The following is a 16,458-nucleotide window of genomic DNA, read 5'->3' as shown; positions in this document are numbered from 1 at the left end:
TCGCCATCCCCAGTGTCATTGCTATGGCAAGTAACGCGCACAACTTGACCCGCACGAAATACCCCTCTTCCCCAGCAGCCCACCGCTACGTTACTCAGATGTGCGGATCATGATCTCGGCGGACATGGAAGGCGCCACCGGAGTCACCTGGACCGGGGACGTCATCCCCGGTACCGAGCAGTGGCAACGGTTCCGGCGCCTGTTCACAGGAGACGTCAACGCCTGCGTGGCGGGCCTGGTGGCGGGTGGCGCAAAAGAGGTAATGGTCAACGAAGCGCATTCCTCGCAGCGCAACCTTCTGCTCGAAGACCTCCACACCTCGGCTCGAATGCTCACCGGCAGGCACAAACCGTTGTCGATGATGCAGGGCATCGACTCCGATGTGGACGGTGTTGTTCTCCTCGGCTATCACACGGGTGCCGGCTCTCCCGGCGTGCTCGCGCACACCTACCTGGAGAACTCCATCACCGGCGTCTGGCTCGACGGGGTGCACGCCTCCGAGGGACGCCTCAACGCCGCGCTGGCCGCCGAGTACGGGGTGCCCGTGCTGCTGGTGACCGGTGACGACCTGACGTGCGAGGACGCGGCCTCCTACGCGCCCTCGGCGGCGACCGTGGCGGTGAAGGAGTGCGTGTCGCGGTACGCCGCCGTGTGTTTGCCACCCGCCGTGGCTTTTTCACACATCACACAAGCCGCCACAGCGGCGATGGCGTCCGCCGGGCGGGGTGAGGGTGTGGTGTCGCCGCACCGCATCGAGGTCGAGTTCGACGCCACCCACCTCGCCGACGCCGCCGCCGTGGTGCCGACCGTCGAGCTGATCGGCGCGCGGCGGGTCGGGTTCGACGCCGTGTCGATGACCGAGGCGATGAAGGCGTTCAAAGTCGTCACCCACGTCGCAGCCGGAGCCGTCGAGGACATCTACGGCTGAGGCCGTGACATTTCCACCTGACGCGTGCGGCTACGGTGGCTTCATGACGCTGGACGTGGCGCAGCTGTGCGCGCAGCTCATTCGCTTCGACACGACCAACCGCGGCGGCGGCGACTGCGCGGGCGAACGCGAGGCCGCCGAGCACGTGGCCGCCGTCCTGCAGGACAACGGCGTGCCACCCACGCTGCTCGAGCCCGCGCCACGCCGCACCAGCGTCCTCGCGCGCATCCACGGCACCGACCCGTCGCTGCCCGCCGTCCTCGTCCAGTCCCACCTCGACGTCGTGCCCGCCGACGCGGCCGAGTGGAGCTTCGACCCGTTCGGCGGCGAGATCCGCGACGGGTTCGTCCACGGCCGCGGCGCGGTCGACATGAAGGACATGGCCGCGATGACGCTGGCCGTGATCAACCGCTGGCACACCGAGGGCCGCCGGCCCCGCCGCGACGTCGTGCTGGCGTTCGTCGCCGACGAGGAGGACCAGGGCGTTTATGGCGCGCACTGGCTCGTCGACCACCACGCCGCCCACTTCGCCGGAGTCCAGGCGGCGATCAGCGAGTCCGGCGCGTTCTCCTTCGACGTCGACGGCGTGCGCCTGTACCCGATCGGCACCGCCGAGCGCGGCACCTCGCACATGAAGCTCACCGCCGCGGGCCGCGCCGGGCACGGATCCCGCAAGAACGACCGCAACGCCGTCACCGCGCTCGTCTCGTCGCTGGCGCGCATCGCCGCGTACCAGCACCCGGTCCGCCTCACGCCGACGGTCGAGGCGTTCCTCGTCGGCGCGGGCAAGGCACTGGGCGTCGAGGTCGACCTCGACGACGTCGACGCCACCATCGCCCGCCTCGGCCCCGCCGCGAAGCTGGTGGAGAACACCGTGCGGTGCTCCACGACGCCGACGATGCTGCAGGCCGGCTACAAGGTGAACGTCATCCCCGGCAGCGCGACCGCCCAGCTCGACGTGCGGACCCTGCCCGGCACCGTCGAGGAGCTGGAGGCGACCATCGACTCGTTGCTCAGCGACGGCGTGACGCGCGAGTTCCTGGAACACCAGCCGCCGGTCGAGGCACCCGTGGACACCGCGTGGTTCGCCGCGATGGCCGAGGCGTTGCGCGACGAGGACCCCGCCGCCGTCGTCGTGCCGTACTGCCTGGGCGGCGGCACCGACGCCAAGGCGTTCAGCCAGCTCGGCATCCACTGCTACGGGTTCTCGCCGCTGCTGCTGCCCACCGGGTACGACTACCGGTCGATGGCCCACGGCGTCGACGAACGCGTCCCCGTCGCGGGCCTGGAGTTCGGGGTCCGCGTCCTGGACCGGTTCCTGTCGAGCTGACCGCTCACCGCCGGGGCGGCAGGGGCAGCGGAACCGCCGGCAACCCGTCGAGGCTCGCGTTGTTGTAGGGCTTGCTCGCGGTGTACTCGCGGAACTCCTCGTCGGTCTTGCGGCCGAAGTGGTTCGCGTGCAGCTCCCGTTCCGCCCGGTAGTCCATGAACGGCACCGCGAACCCGCACGTGTCGCTGATCAGCTCCGCCGTCACGACGATGACCGCCCGCAGCGCCGGCCCGTCCGCCTCACCGAACCCCGCCACCAGCCCCGGGAAGCGCGGGTCGTCGCGGAACACCGGCTCACCACGGCCGTGGATCCGCACGATGTTCGGCGGACCCTCGAACGCGCACCACATCAACGTGATCCGGCCGTTCTCCCGCAGATGCGCGATCGTCTCGGCGTGACTGCCGCCGAAGTCGAGGTAGGCCACCGTGCGGTCGTCGAGGATCCGCAACGTGCCCTGCCGGCCCTTGGGCGAGAGGTTCACGTGACCGTCGCCGGCCAGCGGAGCGCTCGCCACGAAGAACACCTTCTGCCTCTCGATGAACTCCCACAGCCGCGGCTCGATGCGCTCGTACTCCTTACCCATGGTCGGCAGTATTGATGGCGCCGCGGAACCTGTCAGCGGTCTTTCCCAAGTGCTGAACGAGCTCCGGCGGCCCGTCCACCTCGAAGTCGCTGTCGAGCATGCCCAGGTACACCGCCAGCATCTGCGGTGTGTCCGACCCCGCGGTCATCCGGCACGTCGTCTCGTCCACGGCCTCCACCAGCGCCGCCGGCACCTTCGCCGCGACCTCGTGCGCCGGCGCGTGCACCGTGACCGTCGCCCGGAACCGCCACGCCGCCGTCGCGAGCCCCTGGGCAAGGTGGGCCTCCAGGTCGGGAAGCTCACGCGGGGTGAACCTCGGGCCCGTCGGGATCCGCGGCTGCATCCGATCGGCCCGGAACGTCCGCCAGTCCTGCCTGGCCACGTCCCACGCGACCAGGTACCAGCGGCCCCGCGTGTGCACCAGCCGGTACGGCTCCACCTCCCGGCGATCCCGCGCGCCGTCGAACTTGACGTAGTCGAACCGCAGGCGTTCCCGCGCGCGGCAGGCGTTGACGATCTGCACCGTCACCTCGGAGTCGAGCTCGGTGGCGGTGCCGACGGTGAACTCCTGCAACGCGGCGACCCGGTGCCGCAGGCGCGAGGGCAGCACCTGCTCCAGCTTGCGCAGCGCCCGGTCCGCGGTCTCGGAGTCCTGCGTGCTCAGGCTCAGCGCGATCGCGACCGCCTCGTCGTCATCGAGCAGCAACGGCGGCAGCTTCGCCCCCGCACCCAGCTTGTAGCCGCCCGCCACCCCCGGCGTCGCGTGCACCGGATAACCCAGGCTCCGCAGCCGATCCACGTCGTTGCGCACGGTCCTGGTCGTCACGCCGAGCCGCTCGGCCAGCTCGGGCCCCGACCAGTCGCGCGGGGTCTGCAGCAACGACAGCAGCTTCAGCAACCGTGCCGACGTCTCCACCATGCCGAGCACTCTCCCCGCGAATGAGGAACGAACCTTTCCGCAATTGTTCCTAACGTTGCGGCCATGGACACCTTTCGCGTCGAGATCTCCCAGAACGACCTCTCCGACCTGCGGCAGCGGCTCGCCGGCGTGCGGTGGCCCGCGCAGTCCGGCACCGATGGCTGGAAGCGCGGCGTGCCCGTCGCGGAACTCCGGTCGCTCGTCGAACACTGGGCCGGCGGGTTCGACTGGCGTGCCGTCGAGGACCGCCTCAACGCCTTCGATCAGTTCGTGACCGAGATCGACGGCCAGCCCATCCACTTCGTCCACGTCCGCAGCTCCCGCGCCGACGCCCTGCCGCTGATGCTCATCCACGGCTGGCCCTCGACGTTCGCCGAGTACCTGGACGTGATCGCCGACCTCGCGCGCGATCACCACGTCGTCGTGCCGTCCATCCCCGGCTTCGGCTTCTCCGTGCCCGTCACCGGCGCCTGGGACGTCTCCCGCACCGCCGGCGCGTTCGTCGCGCTGATGCAACAGCTGGGCTACGAGCGGTACGGCGTGCAGGCCGGTGACGTCGGCGCGGGCATCGCGGGCGCCATGAGCCGCCTGACCCCGGCCGTGGCCGCCATGCACATCAACGGCCCCAGCTCCCACCCGTTCGGCGGCCCGCTGCCCACCGACAATCTCTCCGGCGTGGAGCTGGCGCGCGCCGAGCGGTTCAACGAGCTGGTCGCCACCGGCCTCGGCTACCTGCAGCTGATGTCCACCAAACCGTGGACCATCGGCTTCTCGCTCACGGACTCGCCGGTGGGGCTGCTGGCGTGGATCTACGAGAAGTTCCACGCCTGGTGCGCGGAAGTCGACCGCGACGCACTGCTCACCGCCGTGTCGATCTACTGGTTCACCGGCACCGGCGCCACCTCGGCCGAGTTCATCTACGAGTCCATGAACGCCCCCGGCACGTGGGGAGGGGCCGCCGCGCCCACCGGCTTCGCGACCTTCGCCGCCGACACCGGCATCCGCTCGCTGCTCGACCCCGAGCACCAGGTTGAGCACTGGACCGAGTACGACCGCGGCGGCCACTTCCCGGCCATCGAGGTGCCCGACCTCTACGTCGCCGACGTCCGCAAGTACTTCTCCGCGTTCTAGCGGCGTGACAGGGCGAGCCCGGTTTGAGCTCGACCGTCGGCCTCAGACCAGGCCCGCCGCCTTCCGCGCCGCCTGCTCCACCCGCGCCCGGTACGCCGCCCAGTCCTGCTCCGGCAGGTTCGACACCCCGTCGCGCAACCCGGCCGCCCCGTCCAGGCCCTCCCGCAGGATGTCCGCGTGCCCGGCGTGCCGGTTCGTCTCCGCGATCATGTGGACCAGCAGCAGGTGCAACGTCACGTACCGCCGCTCCTCCGACCACCACGGCACCACACCCGGCGCGTCCAGCGGCAGCTCCGAGATCACGTTGTCGGCGAACTCCGCGACCCGGCCGTACAACGACAGGATGTCCTCACGCGACTCGTCGGCGGTGGCGAACATGTCCGCGTTCGGGTCACCGTTGTCGATCGCGTCCAGCCACGGCAGCTTCTCCCCGAACGAGCGGCCCAGGCAGGCACCGAAATACTCCTGCTCGGTACCCGCCAGGTGCTTGACCAGGCCCAGCAGGTTCGTGCCCGTCGGCGTCAACGGCCGCCGCACGTCGTACTCCGACAGCCCGTCCAGCTTCCACCGCATGCTGTCGCGGGCCGTGCGGAGATAGCGGTGCAGGTCTGCCTTGGGATCCGAAGCCATGCCCGTCAGCCTTTCAGAACCCGCCCCGGGGCGACCGTGATTTCGTCCAACCGGGCGTGGTGGTCCGCGCACCGGCAGCGTCTCGGACAGCGTTGAGCACCAGCAGATCCAGGTGATCGACCACCGGGCCCGTCTCGACCGCGGCCGCCTCCAGCAACCGCGCACGGCCCGCCTCGAACTCGTGCTCCGACAGCGACCGCAACAGCGTGTCCGCCTCCCACCGCAGCGAGGAAGCCTTCTCCGCCAACGACAGCGCTGTCACCTGTGCAACCGGCTCCAACCGGTCCACGGCGAACCCCAGGCCGTCCGCGACCTCGGACACCGTCGGGAACGACGACAACGCCCGCGTCGCCTCGGGGAAGAACCGGAACAACCCGACCCCCTCGTGCCGTTCCCGGAACAACGACCGCAACACCACCACTCCGCCCGGACGCAGCACCCGCCGCAACTCCGCCCCAGCGGCCGGCAGGTCGCGGACGTGGTGGATCACCGTCGAGATCCACACCACGTCCACCGACGCGTCCGGCACCGGAATCGTGTACGCGTCCCCGGCCAGCATCGTCAGCCCCGACGCCTCCCTCATGTCCGCGGACGGCTCCACCGCGACGACGGCCACGTCCGGGAACCACTGCGCGAACGCCCGCACGAACAATCCCGTCCCGGCCCCCAGATCCAGCACCGTGCGGCCCGGCAGGAAGTACGGCTCCACGGCGTCCCGCCACGACGCCAACCCCGTCAACGGAATCTCACGAGCCACCCGGTACGAGGCGGCCTCCACAGCGTCGTAGCGCGTCATTAGTCCAGATAACCCCATACGGATGGCGGGATGACAGTGAGCCTTGACACGGACTTCACTTACCCCAGCCATGTCCCTGCCGTGGTCCGAAAGGGTTGCCCTGCATGCGTAAAAGCCACCTCAGACCCCTGATCGGGGTCGCCGTCGCCGCGAGCGTCGTGTTCACGATGGGAGGCGTGCCCACCGGCGCGGCTCCCGGCGCCGAGGAAACGACGACCAACTACCAGGTCAGCGGCGTCCGCTCCGCTGACCAGCGGACCAAGCTCGCCAAGTCCGGTGCCGCCATCGACTCGGTCGAGGAGCACGGCATCGTCGTGATCACCGCCACCGAGCGGGAGGTCAAGAACCTCAAGGCCCAGGGCTTCGAGATCACCGAGCTGCCCAAGCGGATGGAGGCGAACTCCGCGATCGGGCCGTTCGACTTCCCCGCCGCGGACTCGAACTACCACAACTACGCCGAGATGACCGCCGCGATCAACGAGGTCGTCTCGCAGTACCCGAACCTGATCTCCAAGCAGGTCATCGGCAAGTCCTACGAGAACCGCGACATCATCGCGCTCAAGATCAGTGACAACGTCACCACCGACGAGAACGAGCCGGAGGTGCTGTTCACGCACCACCAGCACGCCCGTGAGCACCTCACCGTCGAGATGGCGATCTACCTGATCAAGACGTTCACCTCGCAGTACGCGAGCGACGCGCGGATCAAGGGCCTGCTCGACACCCGCGAGGTCTGGATCATCCCCGACGTCAACCCCGACGGCGGCGAGTACGACATCGCGACCGGCACGTACCGGTCGTGGCGCAAGAACCGGCAGCCCAACGCCGGTTCCAGCAACGTCGGCACCGACCTCAACCGCAACTGGGGCTACAAGTGGGGCTGCTGCGGCGGTTCCTCCGGCAGCACCGGCAGTGACACCTACCGCGGGCCGAGCGCGGAGTCCGCGCCCGAGGTGAAGGTCGTGGCCGACTTCGTGCGCGGCCGCAACGTCGGTGGCAAGCAGCAGATCACCGCGTCCATCGACTTCCACACCTACAGCGAGCTCATCCTGTGGCCGTGGGGCTGGACCTACGACGACGTCGCACCGGGCCTGACCCAGGACCAGCGCGACACGTTCGCCAAGATCGGCCAGGACATGGCCGCGACCAACAACTACACGCCCGAGCAGTCCAGCGACCTCTACATCACCGACGGGTCGATCCCTGACTGGCTGTGGGGCACGCAGGGCATCTTCGCCTACACCTTCGAGATGTACCCCGGCAGCGCCGGCGGTGGCGGCTTCTACCCGCCCGACGAGGTGATCCCGGCGCAGACCGCCCGCAACAAGGAGGCTGTGCTGCAGCTGCTGGAACGCGCTGACTGCCCGTACGAGGCCATCGGCAAGGAAGCCCAGTACTGCGGCGCCACGCCGCCGTTGCCCGGCAAGTACTTCGAGAACGCCACGGACTTCCAGATCAGGGACAACACCACCATCAACTCCCCGATCACGGTGTCCGGGGTGGCGGGCAACGCCCCGTCGACCCTCAAGGTCGCCGTGGACATCAAGCACACCTACCAGGGCGACCTGAAGGTCGAGCTGATCGCGCCGGACGGCACCGCCTACGTCCTGCACAACCGCACCGGCAGCGGTACGGACAACATCAACACCACCTACACCGTCAACGCCTCCAGCGAGGTCGCGAACGGTGGCTGGCAGCTTCGGGTGACCGACGCCGCCAGCCAGGACACCGGGTTCCTCGACAAGTGGAGCCTGCAGTTCTGATCCTGCCGTTCTGACAACACCGTGCCGTCAGGGCGCCGAGACCTCGGCGCCCTGACGCTCGTAGTCGGGCACCCGCATCGAGTCGTGCAGCCGCATGCCCTTCGAGTTGAGCTTGACCAACGGCCGCAGCAGCCACAAAGGCAACGACGTGAAGAACTGCGCACCCCGCGTCAGCGCCCACACCCCCGCCCGCGTCGACGGGACCAACGCCTTCGCGGCTCCCAGCGCGAACTCACGGCTCGCGTGCACCACCCCGCGCATCTCGTCCTCGTACCGGGCGAACGCCGCCACGTGGTCGTCGGTGCGGGCCAGCTCGCCCGCCAGCACGTAGGCGCCCAGCACCGCGAGGCTCGTGCTGCCCCCGATCGCCGGACCGGGGCAGTAGCCCGCGTCCCCGACCAGCGCCACCCGCCCGCGCGTCCACGTGTCGCCGCGCAGCTGCGTGATCGAGTCGAAGTAGAACGCCCGGTCGTCGTCGAGGTGCTCGAGCCATCCGTCGACCTCGGGATGCAGGCCCGCGAACGCCTCCCGCAGCAGCTGCTTCTGCCGCGCGACATCCCGGTAGTGGTAGTCCAGCTCTTCCTTCGTGCGGAACAGGAACACAGCCCGCGCGTCGTCCACGCTGCGTGCCCCGTACACCGCCGCACTGCGTCCCCGTCCGATGTGCCCGGTCATCGCCCCCGGCGCACCCAGTTCGCGAGGGACCGACAACACGGCCAGATACGCGCCCACGAACGCCTTCTCGACCTCACCGAACACCAGCCGGCGCACGTTCGAATGCAACCCGTCCGCGCCGATCACCAGATCGAACTTCCGCGGTGCCGCCTTCTCGAACGTCACGTCACCGTCGTCGCCGATCGACGTGATCGAATCCCCGAACACGTAGGCGACATCGGGCAGCGTGGCGTCGTAGTAGACCTCGCTCAGGTCGTCGCGCATGATCTCGACGTGCCGGTCCGACGCGGCACCGAACAGCTTCGTCGCGTCGGCGCTGATGGGTCTGCGCGTTCCCTCACGCAGGAACGTGATGCGCTCGGTGCCGGTCGCCAACGACTCGATGCGCGGCAGAACACCCATGCGTTCGGAGATGTCCATCGCCGGCTTGAACAGGTCGACCGCGTGCCCACCCGTCTTGCGCAGCACCGGTGACCGCTCCACCACCGTCACCTCGTGCCCGTACCGGGTGAGCCAGTACGCCAGCACCGGACCCGCGATGCTCGCACCGGAAACGAGAACCCGCACGTCAAACCCCCTTACTTAACGGTCGGTAAGCCCCTTTCCTCGAGACTACACCCGCCCTTACCGACTGTTAAGTAAGATTCGGCGCGTGGCCAGACCGTCCGACACCAAGAAGCGGATCATGCAGACCGCGCGGGAGCTGTTCGTCACCAAGGGCGTCCAGCAGACCAGCCTGCAGGAGATCGCCGACCGCCTCGGCATCACCAAACCCGCGCTGTACTACCACTTCACCTCACGCGAAGAGCTGGTCCGCAGCATCGTCACCCCGCTGCTCGACGAGGGCGACGAGTTCCTCTCCCGCATGGAGGACCGCGCCGACGTGCCACCCCTCGAACTGATCGAGGGCTTCTTCGACTTCCACCACCGCCACCGAGCCGACGTCCTGCTGCTGGTCGCCGAGCTGTCCACCCTCGCGGAGCTCGGCCTGATCGACACCGTGCTGGCGTGGCGGGCCCGGCTCACGCGGATCCTGTTCGGCCCCGAGCCGACGCTGGAGCAGGAGGCGCGGGCCGTGCTGGCGTTCGGCGGGATGCAGGACTGCACCATGCAGTTCCCGGACGCGCCGTACGACGAGCTGAAGGCCGCGACGGTGACCGCCGCCTGCGCCGCACTCGGCATCGAGAACCACCCGCGTGACTGACGCCCTCGCGCGACTGCGGGAAGTCCTGGCAGGTTTCCCCACCGGCCTCGCCTACCCGTTGTCAGAACTGGTCTACGCCCCCGCGAGCCACGTCCACGACTGGACAGCCATCGAGGCCGACGCCGGCATCGAGCTGCCCACGGACTACAAGCGCCTCATGGACGGCTTCGGCGAGCTCACCATCGGCGGGATCGACATCGTCCCCGCGAACGGCTTCCGCGAGGGACACGAGGTGCACGCCACCTACCTGCGTGACTGGTTCGCGAACGACCTTGCCGCCGCACTGCCGGTACACCCCGAACCCGGAGGCTTGCTGTTGTGCGCGAGCACCGAGGGCCGCGACGTCCTGTGGTGGGACACGTCCGACCCGGCCCCCGACCGCTGGACGATCCTCTGGGACGTGGAGTTCGACCGGCACCGCTTCGAGGGAACCCTCACCGAACTGCTCGTCGCCGAGCTCACCGGCGTCCTCGACCCGCAGCTGACCGGTTACACCCTCGGCGACCCCGGCATGTGGTGACACCGTTCGGCCTCTGCCGATCAACGCGCGTGTGAGCGAACATCACGCAGTGCCCCTTCGCCACTCCTGGGTGCTCCCGCTGACACCCGTCGCCGCCGTGCTGCTCACAGCGGCCGCCCTGATCCCGGTCACCGCCACGGGACCCGACGAACGCCCGTGGCTGCTCGGCCTCCTGATCACCGCCATCATCCTCGCCACGATCGTGGCCACAGCCGCCGCCCGCACCACCGGCGAACCGGTCAGCCGCCCGCGCATGATCGCCACCATCACCGGCGTCCTCACCGCGGCGACCCCCTTCGCGGTCAGTGGACTGCTCGGCGGGCCAACGGATCCGCTGATTGTGCTGCCGTGGCTGGTTTTCGGCCTGGGCGCCGCCCACTGGCAGCTGCACCTGTGCGAGGGACCACGATCACGCCCGCTGCACGCCGCCATAGGATTTGGCTACACCTTCGTGTTCACCGCAGTGACCCTGTTCCTCGCAGTGATCGCCGCGCGGCTCGTCGACTAGGTGAGAACCGGGTCTCGAAACCGGTCTCACTTGCCGTGCACGCGAGGTAGGGTCCAGCAGTCGAATCAGCCGCCGGGAGAGACATGCGCGCCGTCGAGATCAGACCTGGGGTCCGGATCCGCTGGGTCGAAGTACCGGGCGACACGCCCGCCCGCGTCTACCTGCACGGTCTCGGCGCCTCCTCGGCGCCCTACTACGCCGAAGCCGTCGCCCATCCGCTGCTCGCCGGCCGCCGCAGCCTGATGATGGACATGCTCGGCTTCGGCATCAGCGACCGCCCCACCGGGTTCGCCTACTCGCTCGAAGGCCACGCCGACGCCCTCGCCGTCGCGCTGGCCAAGATCGGCCTGCGCCGCAGCGAGATCATCGGCCACAGCATGGGCGGAGCCGTCGCCATCGTGCTCGCCGCCCGCCACCCCGAGATGGTGCGCTCGCTCGTCCTCGTCGACCCCCACGTCGACCCCGCCACGCCCGCGCTCGGCGCACCCGGCAGCCGGGGCATCGCCGCCTACGGTGAGGCTGACTTCCTCTCTCACGGTTTCGACCGCGTGCTGCGCGACGTCGGCCCGCACTGGGCCGCGACCATGCGCATGGCCGGCCGCGAAGCCCTCTACCGCAGCGCCGTCGACCTCGTCCGCGGCACGTCACCGACGATGCGGAAACTGTTGCTGGAACTGGAGATCCCGCGCGTCTTCCTGCACCCGGAGGACGCCCCGCCCAGGGGTGCGCGCGAGCTCGCCGCGGCCGGTGTCCAGATCATCTCCGTGCCGAACACCGGTCACAACATCATGATCGACAACGTCGAGGGCTTCGCCCGCGCGGTCGCCCAGCAACGCCTGTCGGTCTAGCGCCGCACAGTTTCAGCGACGTTTGCCGGTCCCCGTGTGCCAGTGCGACGGCCGGGTCAACGCCGCCGGCAGCTTCGTGCGGGCGTTCCCGCGCGCGGCGTTGACCTGCGGCTGCGTCAGGAACAGGCACGTGCTCAGATCCGCACCCGACAGGTCAGCGCCGCGCAGGTCGGCGCCGATCATGTCCGCCCGCGACAGGTCGGCGTTCGTCAGATCCGCACCGATCAGGTAGGCACCCCGGAAGTCGGCATTGCTCAGGTTCCTGTTCCGCAGGCGCGCGCCGATCAGGTCGGCGCCCCGGTACGACTTCGCGCTCGCGCGCAGCCGCTCGCTGGTTCGCAGCAACAGGACGTTCACCTTCGCGCGAATCTCCGCGACGTCGACGGCGAGGAGATGGTCCGGATCAGCGACCGTGTGCCGCTCAACCTCCGCGTAGGCCTCGCCGAGGTCGTCGTGCGGGTCGAGACGACGGGCCTCGGCGAGATACCAGAGCAACTCGTGCAGCTGTCGCGCCACCGGGAACACCGCGAACATCTTCTGCCGCTCACCGGTGCGCCAGTCGTTGCCGCGGAACACCGTCTGCGACACCCGCTGGCCCGCGCCGAAGCAGTCGTAGACCGTGCAGCCGGGATAACCCTTGTCCCGCAACCGGTCGTGGATGCCGCAACGATGGTCTGCCAGCAGGTTGCGGCACGGTGTCCCGGTGTCCTTGGTGGCCGCGAAATCGGCCGACTTCGCGAAGGGCAGCGCGACGCAGCACAACCCGAAACAGTTGGCGCAGTCGCCCTTGAGCTCGTCCATCGCCGATCAGCCTACTTCGGCGGAAGAGCTGATCCCCGACGTTGCCCTAACGACGCAACGCCCGCAGTTCGCCCGCAGCCTCGTCGAGCTGACGTTCCGCGCGTTCCGCACGGACCAGCGTCTGCGCCCGCGCATCCTCCACCGCGGCCAGCGCCTGCCGCACCGCCGCCACCTGATCAGCGCCTTCCTGCCTGACCTGCGCGAGCCGCCCGTCGAACTCGCCACGAGTCCGTTCCAACTCGGCGCGGGCGTCCGCGGCGGCCTGCTCGGCCCGTTCGGCGCGCACCAGCGCCTGATCACGCGCCTTGGCAGCCCGGCTGACGGTCTCCGCCGCCTCCTGACGCGCCAGCTCAACCTGCGCCACAGCCTCGGTGCGCGCCTGGTCAGCAGCCTGCACCGCAGCCGCGGCGGCGGCCTTCGCACGTCCGATCTCAGCTTCGGCTTCCGCGCGAGCACGGTCGACCGCGGCGGCGGCCTCCTCGCGAGCCCGGTCGGCCTCGGTCCTGGCCTCGGCGCGGGCCTGCTCGATCTCCTTCGCGGCCTGCCGGCGCGCCTGCTCGGCGTGCTTCACCGCATCGGCTTTCGCCTGCTCCGCCACCTCCAGCGCCTCACGCACCTTGGCGTCCGCCTCGGCCCGGATCTCCTCGATCACGGCCGCCGCCTGCACCCGGACCTCGGCGATCTGCGCCTCGGCACGTTCTTCGGCCACCCGTGCAGCCTCCAGAGCCTCATCCCGCTCGGTCAACGCGGTGTCCGCCGCCTCGTCGGCTTCCTCCGCCGCCCGCACGGCCTGCTCGGTCATCTCCTCAGCGGCCTTGCGAGCTTTCTCCGCGTCGTGCCGCCGCCGTTCCGCAGCCGCCAACTCCGCCTGCGCCTCGGCGACCCGCCGCGCGGCCTCGGCCTCCGCTGCCTGGATCTGGCTCTCCGCGACGCTCGGGTCCGCCATCGCGTTCAGCTCACCGACAGCCCGCCCGAGGGTCTGCGTCATCTGCTCCGACAGCACCCGGAAGCGGTCGAGGAGCTCTTCGGCCCTGATCTTGGCCGTACCGGAGACCCTCGGGAGATTCGTCACGGTGACGACCTCCAGGTTTTGCTCAGGCGCCTCAGCCAGCCGCTGCCGCTCCCGCCAAGCCCGCCAGCGCGTGTGCTCGGGCAGGTCGCAGTACTCCGAGGGCCTGCCCGGCCCGCTACCTCGGAAAACGGGGCGCTCACAGCCGGGGAAGTTGCAGCTCGTCTCCACAGCAATATCGTAGCAGACTTACGTGTGTAGTTACGTTATCCAACGCAACGCTACCCAATTGGGCAGAAAGAACCTGACCCCCGATAAGTGAACGTTATCGGCGGTCAGAGAAGTCGGACTTCGCTGCCGAAGGTCCTGTGGATGTGCACGGATGGCTGCCCCCTGAGATGCCGCAGACCGAGGCCGATCCCCTGGTTCGGGAGAGTCGCCAACCGAGCGGTGCTGACCGGCCAGGCGACCCGGTACATGTGGCGGCACTGGCGCGCAGCACCGGTGGGTGCCCACGCCCCCGCCGCCTCCGACACCTGCGCCGCGCCCCTTGTGGTGACCGGTGACCTGCTCTTCGCCTTCAACTCGGCGATCGTGTGACCCGCGGCCCGATCGGTGCTGGTCGTCACGCTGCGGGCGAGGCCCCGACGAACGTCGTGGGGCGTCGCTCGCAGGCCGGCTGCACGCGTCCGGACGCGGCGGGTCGGAGCCGGTCGACACCAACCCGCACGGGGGCGGGACGCCAGCGCAATCGTCGGGTCGAGCTGGTCTCGACGCCGTGATCGATCTGTGTCAGGCGCTGGACGACATTTCCGACGTCATCGAGGCGTGCACGGGCTTCGTCGCTCACCGCCCCCTGATCCTCGACTCGACCGCGTCACCGATCAGGTAGTCCGTGACCATGTACGCGGCCACGCCGACGAGGAACCCCACGGCCGCACCGAGCGGAGTGGCGGGTGCGCCGACGATGGCACCCGTGATTCCCGCGGCCAGCAGCCCGGACGCCGCGGCTCGGCCACCGCGCGCCGCGTAGTCGGTCGCGTTGTAGTCGGCGGTGCCGCGCAGCTCCTCGATGGCCATGTGTCCCGTCTCGATCAACGGGGCCGCGACCACGGCACCGGCCGCGCTCGTCCCGGCCCGGCCCAGCACGACGTACACCCGGCCGGCCCCACCGGCCATCAGCGAGTTGCCGACCGCCGCGCCGACCCTGGTCTCCACCGCGCCGCCGACGCCGGCGCCGACACCGGTGGAGGCCGCGGTCGTGCCCAAGTCCGCGGCGGACGGCAGTCTGCCCTCGGTGACGAGCGAACCACCTGCCTGGAACAACACGGCGGCGCCCGCGCCCATGGTGCCCGATCGCACGCCGGCGCGGCCCATCGCGCGGGGTGCGCCGCGTTCGGCCACCGACAGCGCTTCGGGGAACGTCCGCATCGCGATGTCCGGCCGGGCACCACGGCCGGAGCCGCCCAGTCCGGCCGCGAGGCGCACGTTCTGGACGGCCTGCAGGCCTGCGGTGTCCATGCCGTGGCTGACCACCTGCTCGGACAGAGCCCGTGCCAGCCGGGTGAGGATCGGGGTTCGTTGCGCAGGCGGCAGGGCGTTGAGCTGGGCCAGTGTGCGGATCTGGGTGCCGCCGACGCGTTCGTTCGCGACGGCGAGGTGAGCCTCGATCGCGGCCTGGTGGTTCGCCGGGTTGGTCATGACGCCGTTGGAGACCGTGGCACGGAACGAGGTCACGTCGTCGGCGTTGACCGCGAGCCTGCCTCGGCGGATCACGTCCTGCCGCGCTGCCTGCCAGGCGGGGGCCGTGGTCGGTGGCCACGGCAGCGTCGGGTGCTGGTTCCACACGGCTCGGTCGAACGCCGTGCCGCCACCCGCACCGGTGAGCGTCCGGAACGAGTCACGGTAGTAGCCACCGCGCCCGGCGGCGGCCTGGGTGGACGCCTTGACACTGACCAGCCGCCCGCCGATGTCGGTGAAGTCCCAGACCGGGTAGTTGCCCGACTGGGGCGCCGAACCGGGTCCCGACGGCCGCCACGGCACCGCGTTCAAGTCGCGTACCAGCGGCGAACCTTCACGCGCGGCGAACGACAGCTCGCTCACATCGCCGGTGAACCCCCTGCGCAGCACGCCGGGCCCGCTGACGTCGGTGCCGACCACGCCGGGTAGCTGCCGTTCGAACGCGCCGCTCTGCAGCCGCGGCCCGAGCACACCGGCGGCCGCCGCTTCGTCCAGGCTGGTGATCGGGATGCCCAGCCCGCTGAGGGCCCGCTGGAACTGCCGCTGCGTCACGACGACGGCCGGCGCCGACCGGCCCCAGCCCAGCGGCGCGGTGCCCACGTCGACGACCTGCGAGCCATCGGTGACGGCGAGGAGCTGGCCACGGCCACCGGCGTTGCTCTGCTCCGCGAGGAAGACCTGTCCGGCGTCGACGCGGGCCTGACGTTCCTGCTCCAGCGCGGTCTGGCGAGTGGTGGCGGCCTGCCGTTCCGCCGCGGCGAGCTCAGGCCTCGCGAGCTGCTGGCGAACCGTCTCGAGCTCGTCCAGCAGACCGGTGTTGGTCAGGTCGCCGACCGGGGCCGGCCGCGTCGGCGTGGCGGTTGACCGCTGCTGCCGCTGCACCCAGGCGGTAACGGCGGCGTTGCCGGCGGCGCGGGGTAGCGCGGTCAACGGCACGTGTGTCCCGCGGTGGTGGTGAGAACGTAGCTCGTCCTTGCCGGAGCTTGTCTCGGGAGAGCGGCGCGCGTGGGTCGGCACCCGCTCAGCCTCCGTGGAGGCGGCGGTCACGTCGATGTCCTGCGGGGCAGACGCAG

The 16,458-nt window shown here is 70.1% G+C and carries 17 protein-coding genes; 9 read left to right on the top strand and 8 right to left on the bottom strand.

All coding sequences use genetic code 11. The features are described from left to right. Window positions 1–100 precede the first annotated feature (100 nt). Window positions 101–928 (top strand): M55 family metallopeptidase, encoded by an 828-nt coding sequence (locus tag C8D87_RS00955; protein ID WP_215732124.1) that lies wholly within the window; start codon window positions 101–103, stop codon window positions 926–928. Window positions 929–971: 43 nt separating this feature from the next. Then, on the top strand, window positions 972–2,258 hold the full coding sequence (locus tag C8D87_RS00950; protein WP_112225176.1) for a M20/M25/M40 family metallo-hydrolase: 1,287 nt from the start codon (window positions 972–974) through the stop codon (window positions 2,256–2,258). Between the two features lie 4 nt (window positions 2,259–2,262). Here the strand turns inward: C8D87_RS00950 and C8D87_RS00945 are convergent, their stop codons facing one another. Continuing rightward, window positions 2,263–2,841, bottom strand: coding sequence for a pyridoxamine 5'-phosphate oxidase family protein (locus C8D87_RS00945; RefSeq protein ID WP_109636968.1), 579 nt, complete (start codon window positions 2,839–2,841; stop codon window positions 2,263–2,265). After that, window positions 2,834–3,760: a helix-turn-helix transcriptional regulator gene (locus C8D87_RS00940; protein ID WP_112226192.1), complete on the bottom strand. Its 927-nt coding sequence runs from the start codon at window positions 3,758–3,760 to the stop codon at window positions 2,834–2,836. The genes C8D87_RS00945 and C8D87_RS00940 overlap by 8 nt, the downstream gene beginning before the upstream one ends. 63 nt (window positions 3,761–3,823) lie before the next feature. Between C8D87_RS00940 and C8D87_RS00935 the strand changes: the two genes are divergently transcribed. Beyond that, entirely contained in the window at window positions 3,824–4,891 is a 1,068-nt protein-coding gene (locus tag C8D87_RS00935) for an epoxide hydrolase family protein (protein WP_112225175.1), read from the top strand. A 42-nt stretch (window positions 4,892–4,933) separates the two neighbouring features. Here the strand turns inward: C8D87_RS00935 and C8D87_RS00930 are convergent, their stop codons facing one another. Further along, the gene (locus tag C8D87_RS00930; protein WP_112225174.1) at window positions 4,934–5,521 is read right to left on the bottom strand and encodes a DinB family protein; all 588 of its coding nucleotides are present in this window, start codon (window positions 5,519–5,521) and stop codon (window positions 4,934–4,936) included. Between the two features lie 13 nt (window positions 5,522–5,534). Further along, a complete protein-coding gene (locus C8D87_RS00925; RefSeq protein WP_112225173.1) occupies window positions 5,535–6,317 on the bottom strand; it encodes a class I SAM-dependent methyltransferase in 783 nt (260 codons plus the stop codon). A gap of 104 nt (window positions 6,318–6,421) precedes the next feature. On the opposite strand from C8D87_RS00925, the gene C8D87_RS00920 reads away from it, so the two are divergent. Further along, on the top strand, window positions 6,422–8,080 hold the full coding sequence (locus tag C8D87_RS00920) for a M14 family metallopeptidase (RefSeq protein ID WP_112225172.1): 1,659 nt from the start codon (window positions 6,422–6,424) through the stop codon (window positions 8,078–8,080). A gap of 27 nt (window positions 8,081–8,107) precedes the next feature. On the opposite strand, the gene C8D87_RS00915 is transcribed toward C8D87_RS00920, so the two are convergent. After that, entirely contained in the window at window positions 8,108–9,322 is a 1,215-nt protein-coding gene (locus C8D87_RS00915) for an FAD-dependent monooxygenase (RefSeq protein WP_112225171.1), read from the bottom strand. 85 nt (window positions 9,323–9,407) lie between these two features. On the opposite strand from C8D87_RS00915, the gene C8D87_RS00910 reads away from it, so the two are divergent. The 4 genes from C8D87_RS00910 to C8D87_RS00895 all read left to right on the top strand — a co-directional run bounded on the left by C8D87_RS00910 (window position 9,408) and on the right by C8D87_RS00895 (window position 11,835). Next, window positions 9,408–9,959 carry a TetR/AcrR family transcriptional regulator gene (locus C8D87_RS00910; protein WP_112225170.1) on the top strand — a complete coding sequence of 184 codons (552 nt, stop codon included), beginning with the start codon at window positions 9,408–9,410 and terminating at the stop codon, window positions 9,957–9,959. Beyond that, on the top strand, window positions 9,952–10,479 hold the full coding sequence (locus C8D87_RS00905) for an SMI1/KNR4 family protein (protein ID WP_112225169.1): 528 nt from the start codon (window positions 9,952–9,954) through the stop codon (window positions 10,477–10,479). The genes C8D87_RS00910 and C8D87_RS00905 overlap by 8 nt, the downstream gene beginning before the upstream one ends. Before the next feature lie 49 nt (window positions 10,480–10,528). Continuing rightward, window positions 10,529–10,987: a hypothetical protein gene (locus C8D87_RS00900; RefSeq protein WP_146771593.1), complete on the top strand. Its 459-nt coding sequence runs from the start codon at window positions 10,529–10,531 to the stop codon at window positions 10,985–10,987. A gap of 83 nt (window positions 10,988–11,070) precedes the next feature. Then, complete coding sequence (locus C8D87_RS00895) at window positions 11,071–11,835, top strand: alpha/beta fold hydrolase (protein WP_109636977.1); 765 nt, start codon at window positions 11,071–11,073, stop codon at window positions 11,833–11,835. 12 nt (window positions 11,836–11,847) lie between these two features. On the opposite strand, the gene C8D87_RS00890 is transcribed toward C8D87_RS00895, so the two are convergent. Together C8D87_RS00890 and C8D87_RS00885 are read right to left on the bottom strand one after the other, a co-directional pair. Beyond that, window positions 11,848–12,636: a pentapeptide repeat-containing protein gene (locus C8D87_RS00890; RefSeq protein ID WP_112225167.1), complete on the bottom strand. Its 789-nt coding sequence runs from the start codon at window positions 12,634–12,636 to the stop codon at window positions 11,848–11,850. A gap of 46 nt (window positions 12,637–12,682) precedes the next feature. Continuing rightward, complete coding sequence (locus tag C8D87_RS00885) at window positions 12,683–13,876, bottom strand: coiled-coil domain-containing protein (RefSeq protein ID WP_146771592.1); 1,194 nt, start codon at window positions 13,874–13,876, stop codon at window positions 12,683–12,685. 219 nt (window positions 13,877–14,095) lie between these two features. On the opposite strand from C8D87_RS00885, the gene C8D87_RS45575 reads away from it, so the two are divergent. Then, window positions 14,096–14,245, top strand: coding sequence for a hypothetical protein (locus tag C8D87_RS45575; protein WP_170166270.1), 150 nt, complete (start codon window positions 14,096–14,098; stop codon window positions 14,243–14,245). 246 nt (window positions 14,246–14,491) lie between these two features. On the opposite strand, the gene C8D87_RS00880 is transcribed toward C8D87_RS45575, so the two are convergent. After that, window positions 14,492–16,432, bottom strand: coding sequence for a hypothetical protein (locus tag C8D87_RS00880; RefSeq protein ID WP_146771591.1), 1,941 nt, complete (start codon window positions 16,430–16,432; stop codon window positions 14,492–14,494). Between the last annotated feature and the right edge of the window lie 26 nt (window positions 16,433–16,458).

This window comes from Lentzea atacamensis (genome assembly GCF_003269295.1).
Classification (GTDB): Bacteria; Actinomycetota; Actinomycetes; order Mycobacteriales; family Pseudonocardiaceae; genus Lentzea; species Lentzea atacamensis.
This window is presented reverse-complemented; position numbering and strand designations above follow the sequence as displayed.